The sequence below is a fragment of the Pseudooceanicola nanhaiensis genome, from assembly GCF_020171315.1.
Lineage (GTDB): Bacteria > Pseudomonadota > Alphaproteobacteria > Rhodobacterales > Rhodobacteraceae > Pseudooceanicola > Pseudooceanicola nanhaiensis_A.
On record NZ_JAIUZP010000015.1, the window covers coordinates 26,481 to 52,361 of the forward strand.

At 66.8% G+C, this 25,881-nt stretch carries 25 protein-coding genes and 1 tRNA gene; 10 read left to right on the top strand and 16 right to left on the bottom strand.

Annotated elements, in window-relative coordinates:
• Positions 1 to 211 precede the first annotated feature (211 nt).
• The 4 genes from LCM32_RS20305 (at position 212) to LCM32_RS20320 (ending at position 4,753) form a co-directional block, all read left to right on the top strand.
• Positions 212 to 1,231 carry an amino acid ABC transporter substrate-binding protein gene (locus LCM32_RS20305; RefSeq protein WP_224822911.1) on the top strand — a complete coding sequence of 340 codons (1,020 nt, stop codon included), beginning with the start codon at positions 212 to 214 and terminating at the stop codon, positions 1,229 to 1,231.
• A gap of 143 nt (positions 1,232 to 1,374) precedes the next feature.
• On the top strand, positions 1,375 to 2,631 hold the full coding sequence (locus LCM32_RS20310) for an amino acid ABC transporter permease (protein WP_224822912.1): 1,257 nt from the start codon (positions 1,375 to 1,377) through the stop codon (positions 2,629 to 2,631).
• Between the two features lies 1 nt (position 2,632).
• Entirely contained in the window at positions 2,633 to 3,949 is a 1,317-nt protein-coding gene (locus LCM32_RS20315) for an amino acid ABC transporter permease (RefSeq protein ID WP_224822913.1), read from the top strand.
• A 12-nt stretch (positions 3,950 to 3,961) separates the two neighbouring features.
• Positions 3,962 to 4,753 (top strand): amino acid ABC transporter ATP-binding protein, encoded by a 792-nt coding sequence (locus LCM32_RS20320; RefSeq protein WP_318246210.1) that lies wholly within the window; start codon positions 3,962 to 3,964, stop codon positions 4,751 to 4,753.
• A gap of 263 nt (positions 4,754 to 5,016) precedes the next feature.
• Here LCM32_RS20320 and LCM32_RS20325 read toward each other — a convergent pair whose 3' ends face one another.
• Genes LCM32_RS20325 through argB form a run of 3 tightly spaced genes read right to left on the bottom strand, consistent with a single transcriptional unit; the run spans position 5,017 to position 7,061 of the window.
• The gene (locus LCM32_RS20325) at positions 5,017 to 5,529 is read right to left on the bottom strand and encodes a SixA phosphatase family protein (protein WP_224822914.1); all 513 of its coding nucleotides are present in this window, start codon (positions 5,527 to 5,529) and stop codon (positions 5,017 to 5,019) included.
• 10 nt (positions 5,530 to 5,539) lie between these two features.
• On the bottom strand, positions 5,540 to 6,193 hold the full coding sequence (locus tag LCM32_RS20330; RefSeq protein ID WP_224822915.1) for a ferredoxin: 654 nt from the start codon (positions 6,191 to 6,193) through the stop codon (positions 5,540 to 5,542).
• 4 nt (positions 6,194 to 6,197) lie between these two features.
• Positions 6,198 to 7,061 carry an acetylglutamate kinase gene (gene argB / locus LCM32_RS20335; protein WP_224822916.1) on the bottom strand — a complete coding sequence of 288 codons (864 nt, stop codon included), beginning with the start codon at positions 7,059 to 7,061 and terminating at the stop codon, positions 6,198 to 6,200.
• A 523-nt stretch (positions 7,062 to 7,584) separates the two neighbouring features.
• On the opposite strand from argB, the gene LCM32_RS20340 reads away from it, so the two are divergent.
• Together LCM32_RS20340 and LCM32_RS20345 are read left to right on the top strand one after the other, a co-directional pair.
• Positions 7,585 to 8,163: an outer membrane protein gene (locus LCM32_RS20340; protein WP_224822917.1), complete on the top strand. Its 579-nt coding sequence runs from the start codon at positions 7,585 to 7,587 to the stop codon at positions 8,161 to 8,163.
• A gap of 189 nt (positions 8,164 to 8,352) precedes the next feature.
• Positions 8,353 to 8,862 carry an outer membrane beta-barrel protein gene (locus LCM32_RS20345; protein ID WP_224822918.1) on the top strand — a complete coding sequence of 170 codons (510 nt, stop codon included), beginning with the start codon at positions 8,353 to 8,355 and terminating at the stop codon, positions 8,860 to 8,862.
• A gap of 96 nt (positions 8,863 to 8,958) precedes the next feature.
• Here the strand turns inward: LCM32_RS20345 and yihA are convergent, their stop codons facing one another.
• The 5 genes from yihA to ttcA form a co-directional block, all read right to left on the bottom strand.
• Positions 8,959 to 9,615: a ribosome biogenesis GTP-binding protein YihA/YsxC gene (gene yihA / locus LCM32_RS20350; RefSeq protein ID WP_224822919.1), complete on the bottom strand. Its 657-nt coding sequence runs from the start codon at positions 9,613 to 9,615 to the stop codon at positions 8,959 to 8,961.
• Positions 9,612 to 10,349, bottom strand: coding sequence for an MOSC domain-containing protein (locus LCM32_RS20355; RefSeq protein ID WP_224822920.1), 738 nt, complete (start codon positions 10,347 to 10,349; stop codon positions 9,612 to 9,614). The genes yihA and LCM32_RS20355 overlap by 4 nt, the downstream gene beginning before the upstream one ends.
• Entirely contained in the window at positions 10,349 to 12,229 is a 1,881-nt protein-coding gene (yidC, locus tag LCM32_RS20360) for a membrane protein insertase YidC (RefSeq protein WP_224822921.1), read from the bottom strand. Before yidC ends, LCM32_RS20355 begins: the two co-directional genes overlap by 1 nt.
• Positions 12,230 to 12,453: 224 nt before the next feature.
• Positions 12,454 to 13,992, bottom strand: a complete 1,539-nt coding sequence (locus LCM32_RS20365; RefSeq protein WP_224822922.1) for a putative bifunctional diguanylate cyclase/phosphodiesterase — start codon at positions 13,990 to 13,992, stop codon at positions 12,454 to 12,456.
• Between the two features lie 66 nt (positions 13,993 to 14,058).
• Positions 14,059 to 14,925, bottom strand: a complete 867-nt coding sequence (gene ttcA, locus LCM32_RS20370) for a tRNA 2-thiocytidine(32) synthetase TtcA (RefSeq protein ID WP_224822923.1) — start codon at positions 14,923 to 14,925, stop codon at positions 14,059 to 14,061.
• 137 nt (positions 14,926 to 15,062) lie between these two features.
• On the opposite strand from ttcA, the gene LCM32_RS20375 reads away from it, so the two are divergent.
• Positions 15,063 to 16,763: a pentapeptide repeat-containing protein gene (locus tag LCM32_RS20375; RefSeq protein ID WP_224822924.1), complete on the top strand. Its 1,701-nt coding sequence runs from the start codon at positions 15,063 to 15,065 to the stop codon at positions 16,761 to 16,763.
• A 4-nt stretch (positions 16,764 to 16,767) separates the two neighbouring features.
• On the opposite strand, the gene yidD is transcribed toward LCM32_RS20375, so the two are convergent.
• From yidD to rpmH, 3 genes are read right to left on the bottom strand one after another with little or no spacing between them, the layout of a single operon-like run.
• A complete protein-coding gene (yidD, locus tag LCM32_RS20380) occupies positions 16,768 to 16,989 on the bottom strand; it encodes a membrane protein insertion efficiency factor YidD (protein WP_222493020.1) in 222 nt (73 codons plus the stop codon).
• A 53-nt stretch (positions 16,990 to 17,042) separates the two neighbouring features.
• Complete coding sequence (rnpA, locus tag LCM32_RS22165; protein WP_412070702.1) at positions 17,043 to 17,591, bottom strand: ribonuclease P protein component; 549 nt, start codon at positions 17,589 to 17,591, stop codon at positions 17,043 to 17,045.
• Positions 17,592 to 17,611: 20 nt separating this feature from the next.
• Complete coding sequence (rpmH, locus tag LCM32_RS20390) at positions 17,612 to 17,746, bottom strand: 50S ribosomal protein L34 (protein ID WP_005980833.1); 135 nt, start codon at positions 17,744 to 17,746, stop codon at positions 17,612 to 17,614.
• 265 nt (positions 17,747 to 18,011) lie between these two features.
• On the opposite strand from rpmH, the gene LCM32_RS20395 reads away from it, so the two are divergent.
• Together LCM32_RS20395 and LCM32_RS20400 are read left to right on the top strand one after the other, a co-directional pair.
• Complete coding sequence (locus tag LCM32_RS20395) at positions 18,012 to 19,412, top strand: sensor histidine kinase (protein WP_224822954.1); 1,401 nt, start codon at positions 18,012 to 18,014, stop codon at positions 19,410 to 19,412.
• 161 nt (positions 19,413 to 19,573) lie between these two features.
• Positions 19,574 to 19,650: transfer RNA gene (locus LCM32_RS20400), tRNA-Arg, on the top strand.
• 207 nt (positions 19,651 to 19,857) lie between these two features.
• On the opposite strand, the gene LCM32_RS20405 is transcribed toward LCM32_RS20400, so the two are convergent.
• Positions 19,858 to 20,334 (bottom strand): Lrp/AsnC family transcriptional regulator, encoded by a 477-nt coding sequence (locus LCM32_RS20405; RefSeq protein WP_224822925.1) that lies wholly within the window; start codon positions 20,332 to 20,334, stop codon positions 19,858 to 19,860.
• Positions 20,335 to 20,485: 151 nt separating this feature from the next.
• Between LCM32_RS20405 and LCM32_RS20410 the strand changes: the two genes are divergently transcribed.
• A complete protein-coding gene (locus LCM32_RS20410) occupies positions 20,486 to 21,775 on the top strand; it encodes an aspartate aminotransferase family protein (protein WP_224822926.1) in 1,290 nt (429 codons plus the stop codon).
• 204 nt (positions 21,776 to 21,979) lie between these two features.
• Here the strand turns inward: LCM32_RS20410 and LCM32_RS20415 are convergent, their stop codons facing one another.
• From LCM32_RS20415 to LCM32_RS20430, 4 genes are all read right to left on the bottom strand, one after another.
• On the bottom strand, positions 21,980 to 22,408 hold the full coding sequence (locus tag LCM32_RS20415) for an FKBP-type peptidyl-prolyl cis-trans isomerase (protein WP_224822927.1): 429 nt from the start codon (positions 22,406 to 22,408) through the stop codon (positions 21,980 to 21,982).
• A gap of 172 nt (positions 22,409 to 22,580) precedes the next feature.
• Positions 22,581 to 23,744, bottom strand: a complete 1,164-nt coding sequence (locus tag LCM32_RS20420; RefSeq protein ID WP_224822928.1) for an ABC transporter substrate-binding protein — start codon at positions 23,742 to 23,744, stop codon at positions 22,581 to 22,583.
• Complete coding sequence (locus LCM32_RS20425) at positions 23,741 to 25,186, bottom strand: sensor histidine kinase (RefSeq protein WP_224822929.1); 1,446 nt, start codon at positions 25,184 to 25,186, stop codon at positions 23,741 to 23,743. Before LCM32_RS20425 ends, LCM32_RS20420 begins: the two co-directional genes overlap by 4 nt.
• Positions 25,179 to 25,850 (bottom strand): response regulator transcription factor, encoded by a 672-nt coding sequence (locus tag LCM32_RS20430; protein ID WP_224822930.1) that lies wholly within the window; start codon positions 25,848 to 25,850, stop codon positions 25,179 to 25,181. Before LCM32_RS20430 ends, LCM32_RS20425 begins: the two co-directional genes overlap by 8 nt.
• Between the last annotated feature and the right edge of the window lie 31 nt (positions 25,851 to 25,881).

Genomic DNA, 25,881 nt, shown 5'->3' on the forward strand with positions numbered 1-25,881 from the left:
CTGCAAGCATCACACTGCTGACCGAGAGTAAGCAGCGCCGTAAGGCGTTGCTTTTTCGTGATGGTACACTTGACCAATTGTGATGAATCCGCCCACACTTCGAGCACTGACGGGGGGAGAACCCAATCAGTACATCGTATCGCCCACCGGTCCGAAGGGGGCCGGGAGAAACCGCCACAGTGAACGGGCGGACAATCAGGAAGAGGTAAATATGAAAAAATCCGTATTTCTTGGCGCGCTGACGGTCGCCGGTCTGGTCGCGGGCGCCTCCGCGGCTGCGACCCTGGATGACGTCAAGGCCCGCGGCAAGCTGAACTGCGGCGTGTCGACCGGCCTGGCCGGCTTCTCGGCACCCGACGCGAACGGCGAGTGGGGCGGCTTCGACGTCGCCGTCTGCCGTGCCGTCGCCGCCGCAGTCCTCGGTGACGCGTCCGCCGTCGAGTTCGTCTCCACCACCGGCAAGACCCGCTTCACCGCGCTGTCCTCCGGCGAGATCGACATGCTGGCCCGGAACACCACCTGGACCCTGTCGCGCGACGTCGACCTGAAGTTCACCTTCACCGGCGTGAACTACTACGACGGTCAGGGCTTCATGGTCCCCAAAGAACTGGGCGTGTCCTCGGCCAAGGAACTGGACGGCGCGACCGTCTGCATCCAGACCGGCACCACGACCGAGCTCAACCTGGCGGACTACTTCCGCAAGAACGGCATGAGCTACGAGCCGGTTCCGATCGAAACCAACGCCGAAGCACAGCAGCAGTACCTCGCCGGTGCCTGTGACGTGTACACCACCGACGCTTCGGGCCTGGCCGCAACCCGCGCCACCTTCGAGACCCCCGCAGATCACGTGATCCTGCCGGAAATCATCTCGAAAGAGCCGCTCGGTCCGCTCGTTCGCCACGGCGACGACGAATGGGGCGACATCGTCCGCTGGACCCTCTACGCGCTGGTCGCGGCAGAGGAAATGGGCATCACCTCGACCAACGTGGGTGACCTGTCCGCCGCAGCCGGCGACAACCCCGAGATCAACCGTATGCTCGGCACCGAAGGCAACCTCGGCGAGATGCTCGGCCTCGAAGCCGACTGGGCCGTGAACGCCATCTCCGCTGGCGGCAACTACGGCGAGATCTTTGCCAAGAACATCGGTGAAGAGACCCCGATCGGCCTGTCGCGGGGCCTGAACGCGCAGTGGACCGATGGTGGCCTGATGTACTCGCCGCCGTTCCGGTAAGACCTACGGCGAAGGGCGCGGTCAAACCGCGCCCTTCGTGTTTCCTGCGTAGCCGCAACGACGGTGGCGCGACCAACAAGAGACCGGCCGAAGGCGCAAAGACGCCCGACTAAAACAAGGCCGGATACGGGGAACATTCAGCGATGACTACTTTGACCGATCCTCCGTCGGAGTCCTTTCGCCTATCCATGTTGATCTACGATACGCGGTATCGTGCGATCACGTTCCAGATCATTGCCTTGATCTGCTTCCTTCTTTTCTTCGGCTGGCTGATTTCGAACACGGCCCAGAACCTGGCTGACCTCGGGAAGGAGCCCAGCTTCGGCTTCCTGATGGAGCCGGCGGGCTATGACATCAACCAGCGGCTGATCGACTACAACAACCAGGACAGCCACCTGCGCGCCGCCTTCGTCGGCCTGCTGAACACGCTGCTGGTGGCCGTCCTCGGCTGCATCACCGCGACGGTGATCGGTGTGATCGTCGGCGTGCTGCGCCTGTCGAGCAACTGGCTGGTCGCCCGCCTGATGGCGGTCTACGTCGAGATGTTCCGCAACGTGCCGGTGCTGATGTGGATCGTGCTCTGCATGGCGATCCTGATCGAAAGCCTGCCGAACCCGCGGGCCTTCCGGGGCGAGAACCCCGAGGCGAGCATGCTGCTCTTCGACAGTGTCGCGATCACGAACCGGGGCGTCTATATCCCCGAGCCGCTGTTCTCGCGCAGCCTCGGTGACATCCCGGTCGGCAACCTGTTCAACATCAGCCTCGACCTGATCGCGATCCTGATCGTTCTGGCGATCGGCTTCTATGTCTCGCACCGGATCAAGCTGAAGGCCGACGCCACGCAGGAAGCGACCGGCGTGCGCCCCAAGACGTGGTACATGCGCCTCGGCGTCATCCTCGTCCCGCTGGCCGCGCTGCTGGTGATCCTCGGCTTCCACCTCGGCTACCCGGAACTGTCGGGCTTCAACTTCGCGGGCGGGACGCACCTGCGGAACTCGCTGATCGCGCTCTGGCTGGCCCTGTCGCTCTATACGGCGGCCTTCATCGCCGAGAACGTCCGCGCCGGTATCCTCGCGATCTCGAAAGGGCAGACCGAGGCAGCCTCGGCGCTTGGCCTGCGGCCCAGCATCACCATGCGGCTCGTCATCCTGCCGCAGGCGCTGCGGGTCATCATCCCGCCGCTGATCTCGCAGTACCTGAACCTGACCAAGAACTCCTCGCTGGCGATCGCGGTCGGATACATGGACATCACCGGGACGCTGATGGGCATCACGCTGAACCAGACCGGGCGCGAGCTCGAAACCGTTCTGCTGGGCATGCTGATCTACCTCGCGATCTCTCTGGCGATCTCGGGCGCGATGAACTTCTACAACTCCCGCGTTAAACTGGTGGAGCGGTGATATGAGCGATACGCACGCAGAAACCGTCTCCTACGTCCGCGAGACCATGCTGCCCCAGCAGGAGCCGCCGGCCTCGACCGTCGGCCCCGTGGGCTGGGCCAAGACCAACCTGTTCTCGGGCTGGTTCAACACGGTGCTGTCCGTCCTGTCGGGCATCTTCATCCTGTGGCTGGCATACCGGCTGCTGCCCTGGATCATCTCGCCCACCTGGCAGGCCACCAGCCTGAACGAGTGCCGCGAGATCATCGGCGCCCTCAACAAGCCCCATGGCGGGGCCTGCTGGGGCGTGATCAGCGAACGCTGGAAACAGCTGATGTTCGGCTTCTACCCGCCCGAGCACTACTGGCGTCCGGTGCTGTCGCTCATCCTGCTGCTGGTCGCCCTCGGCCCGCTGCTGTTCCGGCACCTCGTCCCGGCCAAGGTGATCTACTTCTCGATGCTCTACCCCTTCATCGCGGCCTGGCTGCTCTGGGGTGGGACGATCTGGAACCCGATCGTCGCGATCCTCGGCTTCGTCATCATCGCCCTGTCGCTGAAGTTCCTCACCTCGGTGCTGAACCCGGCGCTGGCGCTGATCATCGGCGTCTTGCTGGCGGTGATCTGGTGGGTGGCCCTTGCCGGCCCCGTGGCCGGTGGCCTGTCGGCCGTCCTGCCCATCGGGATCGAGGCCATCGCCTCGCGTCAGTTCGGGGGCTTCATGCTCTCGATCACCATCGGCGTCACGGCGATCCTGTGCTCGCTGCCCATCGGCATCCTGCTGGCGCTTGGCCGTCAGTCGGACCTGCTGCTGGTCAAGGCGATGTGCGTCGGCTTCATCGAGTTCATCCGCGGCGTGCCGCTGATCACGCTGCTCTTCGTGGCCTCGGTGCTGTTGAACATCTTCCTGCCGCCGGGCACCAACTTCGACATTATCCTGCGGGTCATCATCATGGTGACGCTCTTCGCCTCGGCCTACATGGCAGAGGTGGTGCGCGGGGGCCTCGCGGCCCTGCCCAAGGGCCAGTACGAAGGCGCCGACAGCCTCGGCCTCGACTACTGGCAGTCGCAGCGGCTGATCATCATGCCGCAGGCGCTGAAGATCTCGATCCCAGGGATCGTCTCGACCTTCATCGGCGTCTTCAAGGATACCACGCTGGTCTCGATCATCTCGATGTTCGACCCGATCGGTCTCTCCAACGCGATCCGCGCCGACACGGCATGGAACGGCGTCTACTGGGAGCTGTTCATCTTCATCGGCCTGGTCTTCTTCATCTTCTGTTTCTCCATGTCCCGCTACTCGATGTATCTGGAGCGCCGTCTCCAGACCGGGCACCGCTAAGAGGAAACTTCCATGTCTGAACTTGCTATGGATACCCAAATCGACCGTTCGGCGATGAAGGTCTCGGACGAGGTCGCCATCGAAATCCGCAACATGAACAAGTGGTACGGCCAGTTCCACGTTCTGCGGGACATCAACCTGACCGTGAACCGGGGCGAGCGAATCGTCATCGCCGGGCCTTCGGGCTCGGGCAAGTCGACGCTGATTCGCTGCATCAACCGTCTGGAGGAACACCAGGCCGGGCAGATCATCGTCGACGGGACCGAACTCACCTCGGACCTCAAGAACATCGACAAGATCCGCTCCGAGGTCGGCATGTGCTTCCAGCACTTCAACCTCTTCCCGCATCTCACGATTCTGGAAAACTGCACGCTCGCTCCGATCTGGGTCCGCAAGGTTCCCAAGAAGGAGGCCGAGGAAACGGCGATGCATTTCCTCGAAAAAGTGAAGATTCCGGACCAGGCGCTGAAGTATCCCGGACAGCTCTCGGGTGGTCAGCAGCAGCGTGTGGCCATCGCCCGTTCGCTCTGCATGAAGCCCCGGATCATGCTCTTCGACGAGCCCACCTCGGCGCTCGATCCGGAGATGATCAAAGAGGTCCTCGATACGATGATCGAACTGGCGCAGGAGGGGATGACCATGCTATGTGTGACTCACGAGATGGGTTTTGCACGGCAGGTTGCGAACCGGGTGATCTTCATGGACCAAGGGCAGATCGTTGAACAGAACGAGCCCGAAGAGTTCTTCAACAATCCCCGGTCCGAACGCACCAAGCTGTTCCTGTCGCAGATCCTCGGCCACTGAGCCGGATCCGCGCAGCCGCCTTTGTGGGGAGGTCAGTCAGGGAGAGGCTGACCTTTCAGCGAGGGGCGGAAGCGCGTCGGGAAGGAGGACCCCGGCGCGCTTCCGCAGTTTTCTCAAAGGTTTGCAGCGCAGGCGATATCCAACCCAGAAAGGGGCCCACGGGCCCCTTTGTCATGTCTGGCGATCAACGGGTCTTTCCGGACGGTGGCGTCTGGTCCAGCCTCAGGCGTATGGATCAGGCCATAGGGATCAGGCCCTATGAATCAGGCGGGCGTCTCGCCGTCTTCCAACAGTTCCCGCGGAATGACGAAGTCCAACGCCTGACCGGTGCCGGGCGACAGCTTGGCCCAGTCGTCGATCTCGAAATCCGCGACAAGCGTGGCCCCGGTGGGGAAATCCTCGAACCGGGGATGGGCGGGGGCGCGGTCCGTGAGGTTGAGCGCGAAATCCCCCAGCCCGGGATTGTGGCCCAGCATCAGCACGCAGTCTCCCGTCGCCTCGCGCAGCGCTGCCAGCAGGGTGGCCGTGTCCGCGTGATAGAGGTCCTCGCGCAGTTCCATCGGCGCGTCCAGGCCGAGCCGCTCCCATGTCTCCTGCGTCCGCACGGCGTCCGAGACGAGCGCCTGATCGGGCAGGTAGCCGCGTTCACGCAGCCAGCCGCCAAGCGCCTCGGCAGAGGATCGGCCGCGGCTGTTCAGCGGGCGGGCGTGGTCGAAGAGCCCGGGATGCTTCCAGCTGGATTTCGCATGGCGCATCAGGATCAGGCGTCGGGGCATCGGAAACTCGTCAAAGGAAATGGCGCATGTGAAAAGCGGATTGCGCTTCGACCCTGCCATAGCCCGCGCCGGGGGGGCAAGACCGCCTGACCGCGCAGCCCCTGTGAAGGCAGTCGGCGCCCTCTGGACGGGCCAGGTGGGCCTTGCAGCGAGGCACGTCGTATCCGTCGGGCGTCAGGGCGCCCACAGGGCAGGCCGTGGCGCAGGGCGCCGCACAGGCCCCACAGGGCGCGGGGGCGGGCTCTGGCAGGGCCACGGGCCAGTTGAGGGCGAGCGCCCCCCTGAAGGAGACGAAAAGCCCGCTCTCGGGGCCGCAGAGCAGCCGGACGGGGGAGGGGGCGGCGACGCCCGCCGATACGGCCCAGCGATAGAAGGGGTGATAGGGCGCGCCGCCGAAGGGATAGAGCGCGCGTGCGCCCAGATCGTCGGCCCATGCCCCGATCACACGGGCGGACCAGCGGTCCATCGGATCGGGATGCCCGTCGCGGTATTCGGGTTGCTCGGTGAAATGCGCCCAGAAGCCGCCGGGCTCATCCGGCCCCAGCAGCAGCAGCGTCACGCAGCCCTCGGGCGCGTCGTCCTGCGGGCCGGGCCGGAACCCGCCCAGCAGGCGCAGGTGGCGGAGGCGCGCGGCGTCTGCGAGCGCCTCCCAGCCCGGTCCCATTGCCTCAGCGGGCCCGGATGATCGACCCGGCACCGTGTTCGGTGAAGAGCTCCAGCAGGACCGAGTTCGGTGCGCGCCCGTCGAGGATCACCACGGCGCGCACGCCGCTGGCAATCGCGTCGAGCGCGGTGGTGGTCTTGGGGATCATGCCGCCCGCGATGGTGCCGTCGTCGGTCATCTCGCGGATCTGCGCGGCGGTCAGGTCGGTCATGACCTCGCCCTGTGCGTTCTTCACGCCCGCCACGTCGGTCAGCAGCAGCAGCCGGTCGGCCTTCAGCGCGCCCGCGATGGCACCGGCGGCGGTGTCGCCGTTGATGTTGAAGGTCTCGCCGTTGCGGCCCATGCCGATGGGCGCGATCACGGGGATGATCTCCTGCTTGAACATCGCGTGCAGGATGGTGGTGTCCATCTGCACCGGTCGGCCGACGAAGCCGAGGTCGGGGTTGTCCTGTTCGCAGATGATCAGGTTGGCGTCCTTGCCGCTGAGGCCCACGCCCTTGCCGCCCTGTTCGCCGATCGCCTGAACGATGCGCTTGTTGACCTGCCCCGAGAGGACCATCTCGACCACTTCCATGGTCTTGGCATCGGTGACGCGCTTGCCCTTCACGAACTCGGATTTCACCTCGAGCTTGTCGAGCATCTCGTTGATCATGGGGCCGCCGCCGTGGACGATCACCGGGTTCACGCCGACCTGACGCATCAGGACGATGTCGCGGGCGAAGGTTTCCATCGCCTCGTCGTCGCCCATGGCATGGCCGCCGAACTTCACGACGACAATCGCCTCGTCATAGCGCTGCAGGTAGGGCAGTGCTTCGGAGAGGGTGCGGGCGGTGGCGATCCAGTCGCGGTTCATGGTCTGTTTTCTCATCCGGATTTCCCCAAGGTTCGTCTGTTGATAGTCGCTCGCGCGGTGGGTGCCAAGCGTCAGAGCGACAGGACCGGTCTTGCACCCTGCCGAACCGCCGCTGCCGGTCTGGTTCCGCGGTTTTTCGCGGGTTCCGCTGGGTCATGTGAGAGCGGGGCGGGGGCTTTGTCTCAGCTCCGGAAACGGGGGCCGTCAGACCCGCGAGGCATCAGCCAAGATTGGCCGACACGAAGTCGTGTCCTTGAAAATTTAACGTAACAAAAACATGACGCTAGTCGATTCTCGCGACGGATCGAAACGCTTCACACGGGCCGATTTCGCGGCCTGCTTCGGCATAGGCTGCTTCAAGCCTACGACCCGGCCACCCTCTACCGAAAAGAAACCCAACTGCTATCTCAGCGTTGTCCAATCAGTGCAGCGAGCGAGTCATGCTCATCCCCGCTGCCACTGAAACGATCGAGCAACCGAACCCGGCCGGATGCCGGGCACGAAAGGGCCAAAGGCCCGAACGATGGAGACGAAAGACATGATCCGTATCACTGCAATTTCCCTTGCCGCCGCCACTGCCCTCGCGTCGCCCGCCCTCGCAGGCAGCCTCGAGCCGGCGCCCATGGAACCCGCAATCACCCCCGTGCAAGCCGCACCCGTTGCATATGGCAACGACTGGACCGGCGGCTATGCAGGTCTGAGCCTCGGCTGGGCCAACGGCGAAGCCGGCAGCGTCGATGACGACGGCATGGCCTATGGCATCCAAGGCGGTTACGACTACGACTTCGGCAACTGGGTGCTTGGTGGTGAACTGGCCTACTCCGGCACCAACCTGAGCGTCGGCGGCGTGGACGTCGACAGCCTGCTGGCCGCGAAAGCCCGCGTTGGCTACGACCTCGGCCAGACCCTGATCTACGCCACCGGTGGTGCAGAGCGCGCTTGGGTCGATGGCGGCGAAGACACTGGCTACGTTGTCGGTGCAGGCGTCGAACACATGCTGACCGACACGATCTCGGTCGGTGGTGAATACCTCTACCACGGCTTCGATGACTTCGACGGCACCGGTGTGGACGCCAGCGGCAACACCCTCGCAGCCCGCGTGAACTACCGCTTCTGATCCTCGCCCCGAGATCGGAAGCCAACGGCCCGGCCCGCCTCCCCCGGCGGACCGGGCTTTTTCGTGCCCGCGGCCTGCCACGCTTACCGCCGCGGGCCGCCCCGGCGGGACCCTGCCGGCCCGCGGGGAACTTATCGGCAAGTTTCGGCGTTACCCCCACACGAGAAGTTGAGATCGGGGAACACTATCATGCGCCGCACATCTCTCGCCTTCGCCGCAACCGCCGCCTGTCTTCTGGCTGGTATGGCCTCCGCCCAGTCCCGGCACGCATGGGACGGTTTCTATGCAGGTGGCAATCTAGGCCTCGCCTTCGGGGACACCCGCGACGAGGGAATGCGCTCGCTCCATGCCGGGCGCGACTGGTCCAACGGGACCATGGTCTGGGGCACCGAGTTGCAATGGACCGATACAGGGATCGAGGTTCCCGGCGGGGACCTCAGCGATCTGACCAGCCTCAAGCTCCGCTTCGGGCAGAGCATGGGAGACGTACTCTGGTACGGGGTCGCGGGGATCTCCTACGCCTCGGGGTCCTTCGGGGACGATGTCGGCTGGATGGTCGGCGTGGGCGTCGACGTGAAGGTCTATGGGCCCTTCTCCGTAGGGGGCGAGCTGACCCACCACGAGTTCAACGACTTCAAGGGCGGCGGCGGGGCACTGGGCGTGAACGCGATCACGGCCCGCATCAGCTACCACTTCTGAACCATAGGTTCCGCGACGCGGGCGCCGCGTCTCAGGACAGTTGATCGGGCCGAATGATAGGGCCGAGCGCTGAGGCCCGCCGCCGAGGCCGATGCCTCAGGTCAGTCCGGCGATGATCGCGCGCAGGGTTTCGACCCCGTCGCCCTTCTCGGAGGAGGTCAGCACGATCTCGGGATAGGCCGCCGGGTGCTTGGCGAGGGCGCCGCGGACCTGCGTCAGGATCTTCTCCCGGTCGGTGACCTTCACCTTGTCTGCCTTGGTCATCACCACTTGGAAGGTCACGGCGGAGCTGTCCAGCAGCGCCATGATCTCCTCGTCCACCGGCTTCACCCCGTGGCGCGTGTCGATCAGCACGAAGGCCCGGCGCAGGGTCTGGCGGCCCGAAAGGTACTGCTTCAGCAGGCGCTGCCACTTCTCCACCACGGCCAGTGGCGCGTTGGCATAGCCATAGCCCGGAAGGTCGACGAGGTAGTGGCTGTCGGCCAGCGTGAAGAAGTTGATCTCCTGCGTACGGCCCGGCGTGTTGGAGGCGCGCGCAAGCGCCTTGCGCCCGGTCAGCGCGTTGATCAGCGTCGACTTGCCCACGTTGGAGCGCCCGGCAAAGCAGACCTCCAGCCGGTCAGCGGGGGGCAGGCCGTTCATGGCCACGACGCCCTTGAGGAACTCGGCCCCGGTGGCAAACAGCATCCGGCCCGCTTCGCGGGTGGTGTCGTCGGGCTCTTCGGCCAGGGGGAAGGGCAGGGGGGCGCTCATGACAGGACCACTTCGTCACCAAGGGCAATCTCGCCCCCGCGGATCACGCGGGCGTAGACGCCGAAATCAGTATGGCCGAAATGCTCCCGCAGGGCTTTCAGCGTGTTTACGTCGCGGGTGCCGGTCTCGGGGTTGGCCTCGGTGGCGCGGCAGCGCCCGATCCGTTCCACCACTTCAAGTTCGGCCCCGCCGAGGGTCAGCCGCCGGCCGACCCAGTCGAATTCCGCGAAGGGCTCCAGCCCCTCGATCCAAAGATTGCCGCGAAAGCGGCGTTCGTCCAGCTCTGCGCCACAGGCGGCAGAGAGCGCCTCCAGCGAGGCGCGTCCCAGCAGAGCGACCGAGGGGAAGTCCGCATCGGTCATGCCCTGCGCGGGCGCTGCGACCAGCTCCCGCGGGGCGGGGCGGTCGTCGGAATAGAGCGGCGCGATCCAGTCGACCAGCTGCCCGCCGTCGTGGGCGGGGTCGAGGGTGATCGGCGCCTGATCGGGATGGCGGAAGGTGATCCGCCCATCGTCGTGGCTGTCCGCCTTCACGGCCATGAGCCGCGGGGCATAGCAGCCGCGGGCGAAGTTGCGGCAGGGCATCCACTCGCCCGTGGCCTGCGCCTCGCCCGTGAGGATGGCCCAGGCCCGGTCACCGGGCAGGGGCCGCGCCGCCTCCAGCCCGGTGCGGGTGAGGGGCTCGGCCCCCACACCCTTGACCGGATGGCGCCAGATGGCGGCGAGGCGGGCCATTACTTCTTGTCCCCGGCCTTCTTGCCGGCGTCTTTCTTGCCGAACTTCATCGAGTTCTTGATGTTGCCGAAGACGTCAGGCTTGAACCCGTGGCTCCGCATGATCGTGTACTGCTGGATGAAGGTGATCGTGTTGTTGGTGATCCAGTAGAGCACCAGGCCGGAGGCGAACTTGCCCAGCATGAACATGAAGACCCAGGGCATCCAGGCAAAGATCATCGCCTGCGACTTGTCGGCGGGTGCCGGGTTCAACTTCTGTTGCAGCCACATGGAGATACCCAGCAGGATCGGCAGCACGCCGAGGCTGAGGATATGCAGGAAGCTGTCCGGGCCCGGAGGGGTGAAGCTGAGCAGGCCGAAGAGGTTCAGGATCGACGAGGGATCGGGCGCCGACAGGTCGCGGATCCAGCCGATCCAGGCGGCGTGCCGCAGTTCGATCGTGACGAAGATCACCTTGTAGAGCGAGAAGAAGATCGGGATCTGCAGCAGGATCGGCAGGCAGCCTGCGGCGGGGTTCACCTTTTCCTTCTTGTAGAGCTCCATCATCTCCTTCTGGAGCTTCTGACGGTCGTCGCCTGCGCGCTCCTTCAGCTTCTCCATCTGCGGCTGCAGTTCCTTCATCTTCGCCATCGAAGCGTAGGACTTGTAGGCCAGCGGGAAGAGCAGCGCCTTAAGCAGGATGGTCAGCGCGATGATCGCCCAGCCCATGTGGCCCTTAAGGCCCAGACCCTCGAAGAAGACCGAGATCCAGTGCAGCACGGCGAAGATCGGTTTGGTCAGGAAGAAGAACCAGCCCCAGTCGATCGAGTCGATGAAGCCCTCGACACCTTCGTCGTCCTGGTAGTGACGGATGGTGTCGGTTTCCTTGGCACCGGCAAAGAGCCGGGTCTCGGAGACGCCGATCGCACCGGGGGCGACCTCCTGCAGCGGCATGACCGCCTCGGTCTGGTAGATGTCGGCGTTGGGGTAGTACTTGGCGACGGAACGGAACGGCTGGCCCTGCTGGGGGATCAGCGTCGACATCCAGTAGTGATCGGTGAAGCCGATCCAGCCGTTCTCGGTGACCTCGACACGATCCGCCGGCGCGCCTTCGCGCGTGTCGGTGTCGAATTCGGTCATCTTCTTGTATTTCTCTTCCTGCAGCGTGCCGTCCGACATCCGGACGAGGCCTTCGTGCAGCACGAAGAAGTTCTGCAGGGTCGAGGGTTCGCCGTGGCGGCGCAGCAGGCCGTAGGGGCGCAGGCTGACGGCCGCGTCGGTGGTGTTCTCCACCGACTGGGTCACGGTGAACATGTAGTCGGGGTCGACCGCGTATTCGCGGCGGAAGACGAGGCCCGCGCCGTTGTCCCAGGTCAGGGTGACCGGGGTGTCCGGGGTCAGGGTGGCGCCGTCCTCGGCCTGCCACAGCGTATCCGGCCCGGGCACGGCGGAGGCGTCGACGCCTTCACCCGCGGCCCAGCCGAAGAGCGCGTAATAGGGGTCCTGAGAGCCGACCGGGCTCATCAGCGTGACGAGGGGCGAGGCGTCGCTGAGCTCGACATGGTAGTCCTTCAGCTCGACGTCATCGAGACGGCCGCCCAGCATCGAGATCGAGCCGGAGATGCGGGGCGTGTCGATGGTGACGCGCGCGGCCTGGGCCTCGGCGGTCTGGGTGGCGTTCATCTCGCCCGGCGCAGTGGCGCCGGCGGCCGTGCCCGAGGGGGTCTCGGCGCCCGGGGTCAGCGCGGTGCTGCCCGCGGTCTGATCGCTGGCCGAGGTGGTCGTCTCGGCCGGGGCGTTGGGGTCCACGGCGGGGCTCGGCGGGAACAGCACCGTCCAGCCGACGATGACAAGCCCGCTGAGCACGGTCGCGAGAAGTAGGTTCTTGTTCTGATTGTCCATCAGAGAAAGCCGCCCTTACCTTGGAAGAAGTCAGGGGCGGTTCAACATTTCGCGGCACGAAAGGTCAAGCTCATTCTAGGGAAACCAAGCGTTCCGCGCCGATTCCGCACCGGTTCTCACGGCGATGTCACCCGGTTTCGGGGGCGCACCACGGCCGGTGCGTCTGCGGCGGGCAGCGCCCTCGCGGCGGGGGGGTGCGTTCAGCCTAGGTCGGGGCGGGGCGGTCAGCCGGTGCGATGGCCGATTTCCGGGGGCGAGCCGAGCCCCGCGGTATAGGTCATCATCCAGTCCCGCACCTGGTCTCCGGGCATCGGGCGGGCGATGCCGTAGCCCTGAACATGGCCACAGCCGAGCTGCGCCAGCATCGCATGTTCCCCTGCCGTCTCGACCCCTTCGGCCAGCGTGTCGAGGCCGAGCCGTTCCGCCATGGTCAGGATCGCTGCCACCATGCGCTGTTGTTCGGCATCCCGGTCGACCTTAAGCACGAAGCTCCGGTCGATCTTGATCCGCTCGACCGCGAAGCGGCGGATGGAGGAGATGGAGGCATGGCCCGTGCCGAAATCGTCCAGGTCGATGCGGCAGCCGAGTTTCGCCAAGCCGTTGATATTGCGCGCCACGATGTCATCGGGGGAGGCGGCGACAACGGTTTCCAGAACCTCGACGCAGAGCCGTTCGGCCGCGATGTCGAAGCGGTCCAACTCCCAGCGGACCTTGTCGATGAGGCGGGGGTTCAGCAGCTCCTGCCCGGTGAAATTCACCCCGACCATCGGCAGTTTCAGCCCGGCCCGATCCCAGCCCTGCAGGCTCTTCAGGGCGTTGGTGAGCATGACCTCGCCCAGGCGTTCCAGCAGGCCGGCCTGTTCGAGCAGGGGCAGGAATTCCCCGGGGCCGATCAGGCCGCGCTGCGGGTGTTGCCAGCGGGCAAGGCTTTCCAGCCCGCTGACCTGCCCGGTGTCGGTCGAGACCTGCGGCTGGAAGAAGGCGACGATCTGGCCGTTCTCCAGCGCGGCGGCGGCCTCGTCGGTGCCGAGATCCCGGCCGCGGCGCGTCTGGCGCATTTCCTCGGACCAGGCGCGGATCGACGAGGGCGCGGTGTTCGCCGCTTCGCGCAGGGCCTCGCCGGCCGCCTCGATCAGGACGGCGGCGGTGCGGCGCGGCGCGCGGGAGCCGAGGCAGAAGCCGACGGAACAGGAGATGTAGATCACCGTCGAATCGAGAGAGATCGGCTCCTCCACCGCGGATTGCAGCCGGGCGGCCATCTGGATCGCCACTTCAAGGTCGAGGTGGGTCACCGGCGCAATCCCGATGCCGAACTGCGCATCGCCCATCCGCACGATGACATCCGCCTCGCGTAGCGCCCCCCGCAGCCGGTCGGCGGTGCGGTGCAGCAGCGTTTCCCCGGCGGCCTGACCGTAGCGGTCGAGGACGACATCGAAATCGTCGATCCGGACCTGGAAGCAGGCCGTGCCCGCACGCGCGCCCGGGCTGTCGCTGAGCACACGGTTCAACATGCGTTCCAGCGTGTCGGGCGCCGGCAGGCCGGTCACGGAATCGCTGGCCCGATGCTTGAGGGGCGGCGGCGGCCCGAAGCCGATCAGCAGGCCGAAGAGCGCGGGGATCGCGAGCGAGACGATGAACAGCAGCACCTCCCCCCCGAGCCAGAAGGCGCCGAGCGTCGCGGCGGGGAGGAAGGCCAGCATATGTGGCCCGGTCATGGCCGCGCGGATGCGCGCCAGCAGCGTCGGGAGTCTGGGACCGGGCATCGGGTTTCCTTTCTCGTCACGGAAAGGCTACGCGCACGGTCTGAACAGAGGATTAACCCGGGAAGGTCAGAGGTTGGGGATGCCGTCGTCGGGGCTTTCCGGCGCACCGGCGCCCCGGGTAAGACCTGCGAAATCAAAGAGTTTCGGGTCCAGCAGATGCGAGGGCCGCGTGTTCATCAGGGCCCGGAACATCTTCTGCCGACGCCCCGGGGCGTTCTTTTCCCAACCGTCGAGGATCGCTTTCACCTGCTGGCGCTGAAGCCCGTCCTGCGACCCGCAGAGGTCGCAGGGGATGATCGGGTAGTTCATCGCGCGGGCGAATTTCTCGCAATCCGCCTCGGCCACATGGGCGAGGGGACGGTAGACGAAGAGATCGCCTTCCTCGTTCACCAGCTTCGGCGGCATGGTGGCCAGCCGCGAGCCGTGGAAGAGGTTCATGAAGAACGTCTCGAGGATGTCGTCGCGGTGATGGCCGAGAACCACGGCGGAGCAGCCTTCTTCCCGCGCGATGCGGTAGAGGTTGCCCCGGCGCAGCCGCGAGCAGAGCGCGCAGTAGGTCCGGCCCGCGGGCACCTTGTCCATGACGATGGAATAGGTGTCCTGATACTCGATCCGGTGCGGAACGCCCATCTTTTCGAGGAACTCGGGCAGGACGGTGGCCGGGAAGCCGGGCTGCCCCTGATCGAGGTTGCAGGCCAGCAGTTCGACCGGCAGCAGGCCGCGCCACTGCAACTCGTGCAGAACGGCGAGCAGCGTGTAGCTGTCCTTGCCGCCGGAGAGGCAGACCAGCCACTTGGCGCCACGCTCGATCATGCCGTATTGATCCACCGCCTCGCGCGTGTGTTGCACGATGCGTTTGCGGAGTTTCTTGAACTCCGTCGTCTTGGGCGCGCCGTGGAACAGCGCGTGGATATCGTCAGCGTCGTCGAGCATGGGCGGGGTGATGCCAGAACCAAGGGCGCAAGGGAAGTCAAATCGGCGGGGGCGGCAGGGCATGCTTGAAATGCGGGCGGGGCTTTGCCACGCTGGCCTCAAGGCTATTTCGATCCGTCCCTTTTCAGGAGCATCCCTTGGACCAGACGCCCGAGGCGCAGGACCCCCCGGAGGAACCTCAGGGCGTGTCCAAGACGATGAACAGCGTCTTCGGGATGCTGATCTTCGGCTTTGGCCTGGCCGCCGGGATCATGCTCGCCTTCTCGGGCTATGCGCTGCTGGAGGGCAGCGCCTCGCTGGTGGTGACGATCTTCCTTGCCGCGCTCTTCGTGGTGACGCTGGTCTCGGCGCTGGTCTTCGCGCTGCGCAAGCCGATCCTGCGGGCGCTCTTCGGCGTGGCCTCGACCCAGATCGAGCTTTTCGCCTCCCCGCTGTCGGACGTGGCGGACGCGGCGCTGGGGCGCGATGCGCCCAAGGCCACCGCGGCGGCGCGGCGCTTCGTACAGATGACGCTGGCCCGCTATGCCTGGCTCTCGACGCGGCGCTGGATCGTGGCCTCGCTCACCGGGCTGATCGCGGCCATGGCGGCGCTGGCGGGGACGGCGCTTCTCTTCAAGCAGAACCAGCTGTTGCAGGAGCAGAACACCCGCGTAGCCACCCAGACCGAACTGCTGGTGCAGCAGGTGCAGCTGGCCGAGGCGCAGCGCAATGCCGAGATCGCCGTGCAGATCACCGAGATCGCGAACCTGCTGGGCGGCGCGATGGAGCGGCGCGGCGCGCGGCTGGCGCAGGACAGCGGCGGCACGCAGGACGCGGATGCGGCGAGCCTCGTGGGGGTACTCAATCCCTACCTCGACCTCGGGCCCAGCCTGATCATGCGGATCACCTCTGCCTCCCGGGCGGCCAAGCCCTATCGCTTCATCCTGCCGCCCTACCGGGCGCACGACGACCGCGACAAGCTGCGGGTCGCGATGGAGAGCCGCCGGGGCGACCTGACACAGACTTATGACACGATGGCGGCTGGCCTCGACTGGCGCGACCCGCCCGAGCAGGATGCCCTGATCGACCGGCCTGCCAGCCCCGAGCGGGCGGCGCTGCTTGAGGTCCTGATGCGCGCCGGGCTCCGGGATTACGGGCTGCTCAATTTTTTCGGCCTCGATCTCTCCTTTGCCCATGCGGAGGATATCCACCTGCTGGGGCTGACCCTGCAGGGCGCGCAGTTGAGCTTTGCCAGCTTCGACCGGGCCCAGATCAGCCAGACCGATTTCGCGGGCGCCGCAATGGAGAACACGCGATTCCGCGGCGCGCGGATCAGCGCGAGCCAGTTTCGCGGGCTGCCCTACCGCGAGGCGGCGGCGCCCTATAACGCAGAGAGCGATGAACTCATGGTCACCGGGCTGTCCGGGGCGGATTTCAGCGAGGCGGTGATCGCGCAGAGCGATTTCTCGCAGCTGAACGGCGGGGCGATGGTCTTTGACCGGGCGGCGCTGCACGGGGTCAGCTTTGCGGGGGCGAGCCTTGGGGCGACGACGTTCCGCGGTGCGGTGCTGCTGGACGTGGATTTCACCGGGGCGGGCTTGCAATCGGTGGATTTCGACGGCGCCTATGTCTTCCGCGCGGATATCCTCGACCAACTGGCGGAAGTCGCACAGGAAGGCAGCTTCGTCCGCGACCGGTTCCGCCTGCGGGAGGTGCCCGCCGAGGCATGGCAGGAGGTGAATGCCGCCTTCGTGCTGCTGTCGCCCGAGATCATCGCGGAAAGCGGCGGCGAGGGCGTCTGGCACGTGGAGCGCGTCGGGGCCTTCGAGACCGCGCCGGAGGCGGAACCCCCCGGCTGACGGATCACTTCGGCACGTCGTCCACGCCGAAACCGCCCCAGGGATGGCAGCGCAGCACGCGGCGGAAGGTCAGCCAGCCGCCCTTGATCCCGCCATGGCGGCGCAGGGCCTCCATCGCATAGGCGGAACAGGTCGGATCGTAGCGGCAGTTGAAGCCCACGTAGGACGAGAAGGTCAGCCGGTAGGCCCGGATCGGCAGCGAGAGCACGTAAGCCAGCGGCGTCATGCGCGCAGGCGCCGCGCTGTCCGTGCCGTGGCTATGGGCGTCAGGGCCGCACATCAGGGTTTCTCGTGAAGTTTCCGAAGGGCATAGCGCAGGTCGTCACACATCTTGTCGAACGGACGCCCCGCGGTGGTGTCGGCACGCCCGATCAGGACATAATCCCAGCCAGGCTGTCCGGTATGCGGCAGAACCGCGCGGGCGGCCTCGCGCAGCCGGCGCTTGGCGCGGTTGCGGGCGACGGCATTGCCGACCTTCTTGGAACAGGTGAAGCCGACGCGAATGCCCTCGACGGGGTCGTCGTCGCGACGCTTGCGGGCCTGCACCATCATCGAACCGGTGCCCTGACGCCGGGCACGGGCCGCGGCGAGGAACTCGGCGCGGGTCCGCATCACGGTGAGGGCAGGGGCGCTGGCGATGAGCGGCTTGGGCACGGGACGCGGCTTTGCACGCGCCTGTTCGGGGGCCTGTGCGGGGGCCTGTTCTGGCGCCGCATCAGCGGCCAGTCCCACGGTCCCCGCGGCTGGCTCCGGGCAAACGGAAACCGCCGGAGACGCTTCGGCCTGCGGGGAACAAGCCCCCTTGGCGTCGGTCTCCGGCGGTGTCATCGGTCTTCAGCTGGCGCGACTTACGCGCTCAGCGATTTCCGGCCACGTGCGCGGCGGGCGTTCAGGATCTTGCGGCCGGCCTTGGTGGCCATGCGCGCACGGAACCCGTGACGCCGCTTGCGGACGAGGTTCGAGGGTTGGTAGGTGCGTTTCATCGCTCCGTCTCCGTCATGTCACCTGCGGCGGGCAGGCTGTTGATCTGGCAGGCGTCAGCGTTGCGGGAATCGCAGCGGGCCCACGCGTGTTCATTGAAGCCCGCTCTATAGGGATGCATCCGGGTGCTGTCAAACCCGCATCGGGGTCCGCCGCGATGTTTTTCGCAGCCACTTCGATTCGCCTCCGACTTGCCGCAGCGCGTTGCGCGACATAGGTCTAAGGGTCAAGAGGGCCATACCCTCGCGCCCATGACACGGACATATGATGATCACCTCTCTTTCCGGCCGCTTCCTGCTTCTGACGTGCGTCTTCGTCGTGCTGGCCGAGATTCTGGTGCTGGTGCCGTCCGTTGCCCGATTCCGCGAGGATTACCTGCTCGACCGGCTGGAACGGTCGCAGATCGCCTCGCTGGCGCTTCTGGCCGATGACATGATCAGCCCCGACATCGAGGAGGAGCTGCTGCGCAATGCCGAGGTCTATAACGTGGTGCTGCGCCGCGACGAGGCCCGCCAACTTGTGCTCTCCTCCCCGGTGCCGCAGCCGATCTCCGAAACCTTCGATCTGCGCGAGGCCACGGCGCCGATTCTGATTCACGATGCGCTACGCCTGCTGATGGACAGCGAGAATCGGGTGATCCGGGTCATCGGCAGCCCGGTGCGCGATGCGGGGCAGCTGATCGAGATCACCATGCCGACGCAGCCGCTGCGCACGGCGATGCTGGATTACGCGCTCGGCGTGCTGGTGCTTTCGGCCACGATCTCGCTTCTGACGGCGCTGCTGCTCTTCCTCTCCGTGCGGGTCTTCCTGATGCGGCCCATCAAACGGGTGGTGAGCCACGTCCTCTCCTATGCGGAATCGCCCGAAGACAGCCGCCGCGTGATCGAACCGCAGGCCGGTATCCGCGAGCTGCGCGACGTGGAAGAGGCGCTTCAGACCCTCCAGACACAGCTCACCGCCGCGCTGCGCCAGAAGGAACGCCTCGCCCAGCTGGGCGGCGCCGTGGCCAAGATCAGCCACGACCTGCGCAACATCCTCACCTCGGCACAGCTCTTCACCGACCGGCTGGAGGTTTCGGAGGACCCGGCGGTGCAGCGACTCGCCCCGAAGCTGGTGAACTCCATCACCCGGGCGGTGCACCTGTGCGAATCGACCCTCGCCTTCGGCAAGGCCGAGGAGCCCGCGCCGCAGCTTTCCCACATCCGTCTTGCGGATGTCGTGGGCGACGTGATCGACAGCGAGCGGCTGGCGGTGGGCGATGCGGACATCTCCTTCGCCGAGGATATCCCCGCCACCCTGATGCTGCGCGCCGATCAGGAGCAGCTCTACCGTGTGATCTCCAACCTCGTGCGCAACGCGCGGCAGGCCATCGTCACCAGCGGCAAACCGGGCGAGATCGCCGTGGCCGCCTCCGAGGACGACGAAGCCTGGATCATCCATGTCACGGATACCGGCCCCGGCCTGCCGCCCAAGGCGCGGGAGTTCCTCTTCACCGCCTTCCAGGGCGGGGTGCGCAAGGGCGGCTCGGGCCTCGGCCTCGTGATTTCGGCCGAGCTGATCCGCGGCCATGGCGGCACTTTGAAGCTGGATCGCACGGGCCCCGAGGGAACGGAGTTCACGATTCTCCTGCCCAAGGGCGGCCTCGACCTGTCCGAGCGCCGCGCCTGATCCCCGCATTTTCCATCTGAAACGGCGGCCACCGGCGGCCCACCCGGGCCGTCATTCTCCTGTCATGCCGCTGTCATGTGCTTGTCGTCGGGGCAGCTTCGAAAAATCCTGAATTCGCCCTTGCGCCCCCCCACGGGATACCGTAGATGCTCCTCCACGACGCGCTGGTAGCTCAGTTGGATAGAGTACTTGACTACGAATCAAGGGGTCGGGGGTTCGAATCCTCCCCAGCGCGCCACTTCCCTTCAAATGCCAACTGAGTGAATAAGACGGACGCCAAGCGGCCGGTCGAGACGTTCAGTCCTTCGATGTTTTCCCGTTTCCAAGTCTGATCAGAGGCGTGGCAACGACTTGCGCCGCGCCCGGATGCTCTAGGTGTGCCGAGCGGGCGGAGAAGGGGCCATGCCGATGCGCAGGTCCGTTCTCCCGCGCCCTTGAGCCCGGATCACTCGGCCGCGGTCAGGCAGAACTCCGGCAGCATGTTCTCGTTCTTGTAGCTGCGCAGCAGGAACACGGTCTTGTAGTCCGCGACCGAGACCCATTCCCCGAACACTTCCTGCGCGAAGTCGTGGTAGGCCTCGATCGAGCGTTCCTGCACGATCAGCAGGAAGTCGAAGTCCCCGGTCACCACATGGCATTGCTGCACGGCGTCATAGGCACAGATCCGGCGCGCGAACTCCTGCGAGACATTGGCCTTGGGCGCGGTGAGCGAGACCATCACCGTCGCCGTCACCGGGCGCTTGAACTTGCGCCGGTCAAGCAGGGCGACGGAGCGGGCGATCAACCCCTCGGACCAGAATCGCGCGACTCGCTTGGCGCAGGCCGAGACCGAGAGGCCCACCTCCTCGGCGAGGTCCGCATTGGTGCGGCGCGCATCACGTTGCAGCGCCATCAACAGTTTTCGGTCCAGCGGGTCGAGCATCCGTGCCTCCAGTATCGCGAATCCTGCGCAATATCCTCTCCAGAGTGGTCCCAGTAAAGAATTAATCTCGCAAACGCCGCAAATCTCGGAATTGCGCGCCGGGGGAGCCGCTAGCATCGCCGCCAGCAACACTTCCAGACACGAGGCCTCCATGTCTTCCTCCAATTTCCTTGCCCGCGCCGATGCCAGCCTGATCCGCTACGGCGCGCATTTCTTCGACCGTGAGATCGTCGGTTCCGAAGGCAGCTATGTCATCGCCGCCGACGGTCAGCGGGTGCTGGATTTTACCTCCGGCCAGATGTCGGGCATCCTCGGCCACCGGCACCCGGAGCTGACGCAGGTGATGCACGAGTGGATCGACAAGGTGGTGCACCTGCATTCGGGGATGCTTTCCGCGCCGGTGCTGGAACTGGCCGAGGGGCTGACCGCGATCACGCCGGACGGGCTGGACCGTGTGCTGCCGCTCACCACCGGGGGCGAGGCGAATGATGCCGCCCTGCGCCTTGCGCGGCTGGTGACCGGGGGCTTCGAGATCGTCAGCTTTGCCTCCAGCTGGCACGGGATGACCGGCGGCGCGGCGGCCGCGACCTATGCGGCCGGGCGCAAGGGCTATGGCCCGGTTTCGGCGGGCAACTTCTCGATCCCCGTGCCCAATGCCTACCGTCCCCGATTCGCAGGCTGCGAGATCAGCTGGCAGGCGGAACTCGACGATGCCTTCGCGCTGATCGACGCACAGTCCACCGGCAACCTCGCCGCCTTCATCGCCGAGCCGATCCTTTCGTCGGGCGGGATCATCGAACTGCCCAAGGGCTATATCGCGGCGCTGAAGGCCAAATGCGAAGAGCGCGGCATGCTGCTGATCCTCGACGAGGCGCAGACCGGCATGGGCCGCACCGGCATGGCCTTCGCCTTCGAGCGTGACGGCGTGGTGCCGGATATCCTGTCGCTCTCCAAGACGCTGGGGGCGGGGCTGCCGCTGGCGGCGATCATGACCAGCGCAGAGATCGAGGCCAGGGCGGCCGAACGCGGCTTCCTCTTCTACACCACCCATGTCTGCGATCCGCTGCCCGCCGCCGTCGGCGTGAAGGTGATCGAGATCATGCAGCGGGACGACCTGCCGGGCCGGGCCGCTACCATGGGCGCACGGATGACCGCCGGTCTGAACCGGCTGGCGGAGAAGCACGAGAAGATCGGCGACGTGCGCGGGCGGGGCCTGCTGCTGGGGGTCGAGGTCGTCTCGGACCGGGCGACCAAGCAGGCGGACGAGGCTTACGGCGTGCGCGTCATGGACATCTGCGCCCGCGAGGGGCTGAACATGAACATCGCCGGGCTGAAGGGGCTTGCCTCCGTCTTCCGCATCGCGCCGCCGCTGACGGTGTCCGATGCGGAGATCGACACGGCGCTGGAGATCTTCGATCACGCCCTCGCCGAGGCGGTCTGAGGCGGGCGGTCCGGCCTCCCGCTCGGGGCCAGCCTGTCCGCTGCGCGCGCTTTGGGCCGGGCAGGGGGGCTCTGCCCCCGTCGCGTGCCGCGACTCCCCCGGAGTATTTCGGGAAAGAGGAAGGGGCGGGGCGCGTCGACCCATCCTGAAACGAGAACGCCCGCCGGGGGACCGGCGGGCGTTTGTACCTGCGGGTGGGCGGGATCAGCCGATGCTGACCAACTCCACGTCGAAGGTCAACGCCTTGCCAGCCAGCGGGTGGTTGGCGTCGAGCACGAGTTGCGTGTCGGTCACCTCGGCGATCACCACGTTCATCGCCTGACCGTCCTGGGTCTGCACCTGAAGCTGGGTGCCGGGTTCGGTCGGGATGTGGTCGGGGACATTGGCGCGGTCCACGGCCTGCATCCGCTCGGGCATATGCTCGCCATAAGCCTCTGCCGCCTCGACGCGGACCTTGCGGGTTTCGCCCACTTCCATACCCATGAGGCCCTTTTCGAGGCCGGGGATGATCTGGCCCGCGCCCAGTTCGAAGGTCAGCGGATCGCGGCCTTCGGAGCTGTCGAAGACAGAGCCGTCATCGAGGGTGCCTTTGTAGTGGAGATGCAGCGTGTCGCCCGGCTTTGCCTGGGTCATGTCGGGTATCCTTTCGGGGGGAGTGCGTGACTTTGGCGAGGCCGCTTTCGGGGCGGGTGGCTCGCGCGTTCCCCTGAAAACTGGCAACTCCGGGCCCGGATGTAAAGGTTTCCTCAGAAAATCGACCTGTCACGCGCGGCTCACGGGGCGTAAACCTTGGGGGCAGAAGGCCTCAGGGGGCCGGTTCCGCGTCCCCGAAGACCGAGCGCCACTGCGCGATGAAGCTGGCGCGGCGCTGCCGGTCGCGGGCGATGAGCAGCGTCGGGTCGATCTCTACCGCGCGTTCCGAGCTCTCCGGCAGGCCCTGCACATCCGGGTCGCGCTCGAAGACGAGGCCGCTGCGACGCAGGATCTCGCGCCCTTCCGGGCCGAGGAGGTAATCGAGCAGGCGCTGCGCGGCCTCGGGCTTTTCGGCGCTGCGCGGGATCATGTAGGCCCGCGACAGGAAGAGCGTGTAATCCTCGGGCAGGATCACCCCGACGGTCGCGTTCAGCCCCGGCGTGGATTGCGGCTGAAGGTAGGAGCCGAGGACGTTGTAGGCGATCAGGTAGCGCCCCTCGGCCACGCCTTCGATGATCTCGGCAGAGCAGCAGGTGGCGACGGCGTCGATCCGGGCGAAGCCCTCCAGCAGCGCGCCGAAGGTGGTGGCCTCAAGGCTGTCGGCGAAGGCCAGCAGATAGCCGAGGCCCGAGGCCTCGATGTCATAGGTCGCCACGCGCCCGAAGTAGCGCGGATCGGCGCGGCGCATCAGGTCGAGCAGTTCGAACCGGGTGCGCGGGGCCTCGCCCGGGGGCATCAGGCGACGGTTGTAGATCGTCACCACCGGTTCGTGGGTCACGCCCCAGAGCTCATCGCGCCAGCGGCGGGTTTCGGGCAGCGCCTGCGTGCGGGGCGAGCTGTAGCGCTGGGCGCAGGCGCTGTTCACCAGTTCGACCATCTGGTGCACGGCGGAGGAGAAGAGCACATCCGCCGGCCCCGCGCCGTCGCGGCACTGTTTGCGCGCCTCGGCATAGAGCGCGTTGGAGCCCCATTGCTCGTAGCGGATCGAAAGGTCCGGGTTGGCGGCGGTGAAGGCCTCCAGCGCCGGGCGCAGGATCGCGATGTCGGTGGTGGAATAGACCGTGAAGGGCGTGCCCTGCGCCGCGCCGAAGCGCGCCGTGGCCTCCTGCGCCGTCAGCGGCAGGGCGGGGAGGAGGGCAAGGGCTGCGGCGAGGATTGCGGCGCGGGCTCCTGTGCGAGGACGGCCAGCTGGTGGGCCCTCATGCGACGCGGCGCGGCCCGGTCCGGTCGGGGCGGGGCGAAAGCGGCGACGGAGCAGGGCGATGCGGGAGATCATTGCGTCTCCTCCGGCAGGGGCAGGCGCAGGGCGACGCGGAAGCCGTTCTCGCTGCGGGCCATGGTCAGGCGCCCGCCAAAGGCGGTGGCCACCGCCTGCACGATCGACAGGCCGAGGCCTGCGCTCTGACCGCGCGCGGCAGCCGCGCGTTCGAAGCGGTTGCCGATCCGGGCCATCAGGTCGTCCTCCGGGCCGGGGCCGCTGTCCTCGACCCAGAGCACGGCCTCGCGCCCTTCGGTACTGACCCCGATCCGCACGGGGGCAAGGCCATGGCGCAGCGCGTTGGAGAGCATGTTCTTCGCCGCTTCCTGCAACGACATCTCGTCGGCCAGCACGCAGACCTCCTCCTCGCCGATGAGCAGTTCCAGCTCGGCCCCGGGGGCGAGCAGCTGGTGGTCGCCGCTTTCCACGGCTTCCAGCGCCACGTCGCGCAGGTCGATGGCAAGGCGCGGCGCGCTGTCGGTGCGGTGGATCACCAGCGCGCGCGACAGCATCTGGTCCAGCAATTCCCCCAGCGAGCGGGTCCGCGCGGCGAGGCGCGCCACCATTTGCTGGCGCTTGGCGACGTCCTCTTCCTCCAGCGCCAGTTCGGCCTGTGCGCGCAGGGCGGCCACAGGCGTGCGCAGCTGGTGCGCCGTGTCCGAGATCAGGTTGCGCATCGCTCCCACCTGCCGGTCGAGCCGCCCCATGAAGCGGTTCATGGCCTCCGTCATCACCGACAGCTCGGCGGGCAGGGGGGTGACGATGGGCGTCAGGTCATAGGGATCGCGCGCCAGCATCTCGTCCGCGATCCGCTCCATCGGGCGCAGTGCCGAGCGGATCACGAGCACCGATAGCCCCATCAGCATGAGGCCCAGCACCCCTGCCGCGATCAGCGCGTCGCGGGTCAGCACATAGGCCATGTCGTTCCGGGCCAGCATCGTCTGGCCCACGGTCACGCTGACCACGCCGGAATAGTCCCGTTCCGCGAATCGGCGCGGCACGGTGACGAAGCGCGCCTTCTCGCCCTGCATCCGCGCGTCGTAGAACACGGGGCCGGACCGGTCCCGGGCGCGGGCCTCGCGGGCCTCCCGCGAGGCGCCGGCGGGCGTGACGTCCTCCTGCCCGGTCAGCAGGGCGCCGCCCGCGTCGCGCACGGCATAGAAGATGCGGTCGTCCGGCGCCTGCGCCAGCAGTTCGAAGGCCGAGAGGGGCAGGGCGGTCACCGGGCCGCCGGTGACGATGGTGATCGATTCCGCGATGTCCTGCGCCGCGCCCAGAAGCAGCCGGTCATAGCTCTGTCGCGCGGCCTGCCGCCCGTAGGCGAGGCTGGCAATGGCCACCGCCACGCCGCCGACGAGGAGCAGCGCAAGCACGCTGCCGGTGACGCGGATCTGGATCGAGGCCGGAGACCGCACCCGGCGCCGGAGCGGCGGGCTGGCCGCGGGGCGGCGCTCAGCCATCTGCGTCGATCCGGTAGCCAAGGCCCCGCTGGGTGCTGATCGTGACGCCGGCCCCGGCGAGCTTCTTGCGCAGGCGCGCGATGTAGAGCTCGATCGCGTTCAGCCCGACATCGGCGTCGTTGAAGGCGAAAAGACCGTTGTAGAGCCGCTCCTTGCTCTGCACCTGTCCGCGGTGGCGCAGCAGCAGCGCCAGAAGGGCGGCCTCGCGCCGGGTCAGGTCGACAGGGTCGCCAGCCACGCGGGCGGTCATCGAAGCGGGCGAGAAGCTGAGCGCGCCGAGGACAAGGTCCTCACTCTTCTGTTCGGCCTCGCGCCGCAGAAGCGCGCGCAGGCGGGCCTCCAGTTCGCGCTGGTCGAACGGCTTGACGAGGTAGTCATCCGCGCCGAGGTCCAGCGCCGTCACCCGGTCGTCCACGGTAAAGAGCGCGGTCAGCATCAGCACCGGGGTCCGGTCGCCACGGGCGCGCAGGGATTGCAGCAGGTCGGTGCCGGACCGGCCGGGCAGGTTGATATCGAGAATCAGCGCGTCGTAGCTCTGCACCGCGAGGAAATCCTCGGCGGCCTCCACGCTGTCGGCATGATCGCAGGCCATGCCCGCCCGGGACAGGCGGATCGCCACGGCTTCGGCCATGTCGGTGGCGTCCTCGACGTACAGGATGCGCATGTGCCGGACCTTCCTCCTCCGCGGGGTGTCG

Coding starts and splice junctions, on each gene's coding strand:
- LCM32_RS20345 (WP_224822918.1), top strand. CDS start 8,353: ATGCGCCGCACATCTCTCGCCTTCGCCGCAACCGCCGCCTGTCTTCTG.
- yidC (WP_224822921.1), bottom strand. CDS start 12,229: ATGGACAATCAGAACAAGAACCTACTTCTCGCGACCGTGCTCAGCGGG.
- LCM32_RS20430 (WP_224822930.1), bottom strand. CDS start 25,850: ATGCGCATCCTGTACGTCGAGGACGCCACCGACATGGCCGAAGCCGTG.
- LCM32_RS20310 (WP_224822912.1), top strand. CDS start 1,375: ATGACTACTTTGACCGATCCTCCGTCGGAGTCCTTTCGCCTATCCATG.
- LCM32_RS20305 (WP_224822911.1), top strand. CDS start 212: ATGAAAAAATCCGTATTTCTTGGCGCGCTGACGGTCGCCGGTCTGGTC.
- LCM32_RS20340 (WP_224822917.1), top strand. CDS start 7,585: ATGATCCGTATCACTGCAATTTCCCTTGCCGCCGCCACTGCCCTCGCG.
- yihA (WP_224822919.1), bottom strand. CDS start 9,615: ATGAGCGCCCCCCTGCCCTTCCCCCTGGCCGAAGAGCCCGACGACACC.
- LCM32_RS20320 (WP_318246210.1), top strand. CDS start 3,962: ATGTCTGAACTTGCTATGGATACCCAAATCGACCGTTCGGCGATGAAG.
- LCM32_RS20315 (WP_224822913.1), top strand. CDS start 2,633: ATGAGCGATACGCACGCAGAAACCGTCTCCTACGTCCGCGAGACCATG.
- argB (WP_224822916.1), bottom strand. CDS start 7,061: ATGAGAAAACAGACCATGAACCGCGACTGGATCGCCACCGCCCGCACC.
- rnpA (WP_412070702.1), bottom strand. CDS start 17,591: ATGACACCGCCGGAGACCGACGCCAAGGGGGCTTGTTCCCCGCAGGCC.
- ttcA (WP_224822923.1), bottom strand. CDS start 14,925: ATGCTCGACGACGCTGACGATATCCACGCGCTGTTCCACGGCGCGCCC.
- LCM32_RS20410 (WP_224822926.1), top strand. CDS start 20,486: ATGTCTTCCTCCAATTTCCTTGCCCGCGCCGATGCCAGCCTGATCCGC.
- LCM32_RS20420 (WP_224822928.1), bottom strand. CDS start 23,744: ATGATCTCCCGCATCGCCCTGCTCCGTCGCCGCTTTCGCCCCGCCCCG.
- LCM32_RS20355 (WP_224822920.1), bottom strand. CDS start 10,349: ATGGCCCGCCTCGCCGCCATCTGGCGCCATCCGGTCAAGGGTGTGGGG.
- LCM32_RS20365 (WP_224822922.1), bottom strand. CDS start 13,992: ATGCCCGGTCCCAGACTCCCGACGCTGCTGGCGCGCATCCGCGCGGCC.
- LCM32_RS20395 (WP_224822954.1), top strand. CDS start 18,012: ATGATCACCTCTCTTTCCGGCCGCTTCCTGCTTCTGACGTGCGTCTTC.
- yidD (WP_222493020.1), bottom strand. CDS start 16,989: ATGACGCCGCTGGCTTACGTGCTCTCGCTGCCGATCCGGGCCTACCGG.
- LCM32_RS20405 (WP_224822925.1), bottom strand. CDS start 20,334: ATGCTCGACCCGCTGGACCGAAAACTGTTGATGGCGCTGCAACGTGAT.
- LCM32_RS20425 (WP_224822929.1), bottom strand. CDS start 25,186: ATGGCTGAGCGCCGCCCCGCGGCCAGCCCGCCGCTCCGGCGCCGGGTG.
- LCM32_RS20325 (WP_224822914.1), bottom strand. CDS start 5,529: ATGCCCCGACGCCTGATCCTGATGCGCCATGCGAAATCCAGCTGGAAG.
- LCM32_RS20415 (WP_224822927.1), bottom strand. CDS start 22,408: ATGACCCAGGCAAAGCCGGGCGACACGCTGCATCTCCACTACAAAGGC.
- LCM32_RS20330 (WP_224822915.1), bottom strand. CDS start 6,193: ATGGGACCGGGCTGGGAGGCGCTCGCAGACGCCGCGCGCCTCCGCCAC.
- rpmH (WP_005980833.1), bottom strand. CDS start 17,746: ATGAAACGCACCTACCAACCCTCGAACCTCGTCCGCAAGCGGCGTCAC.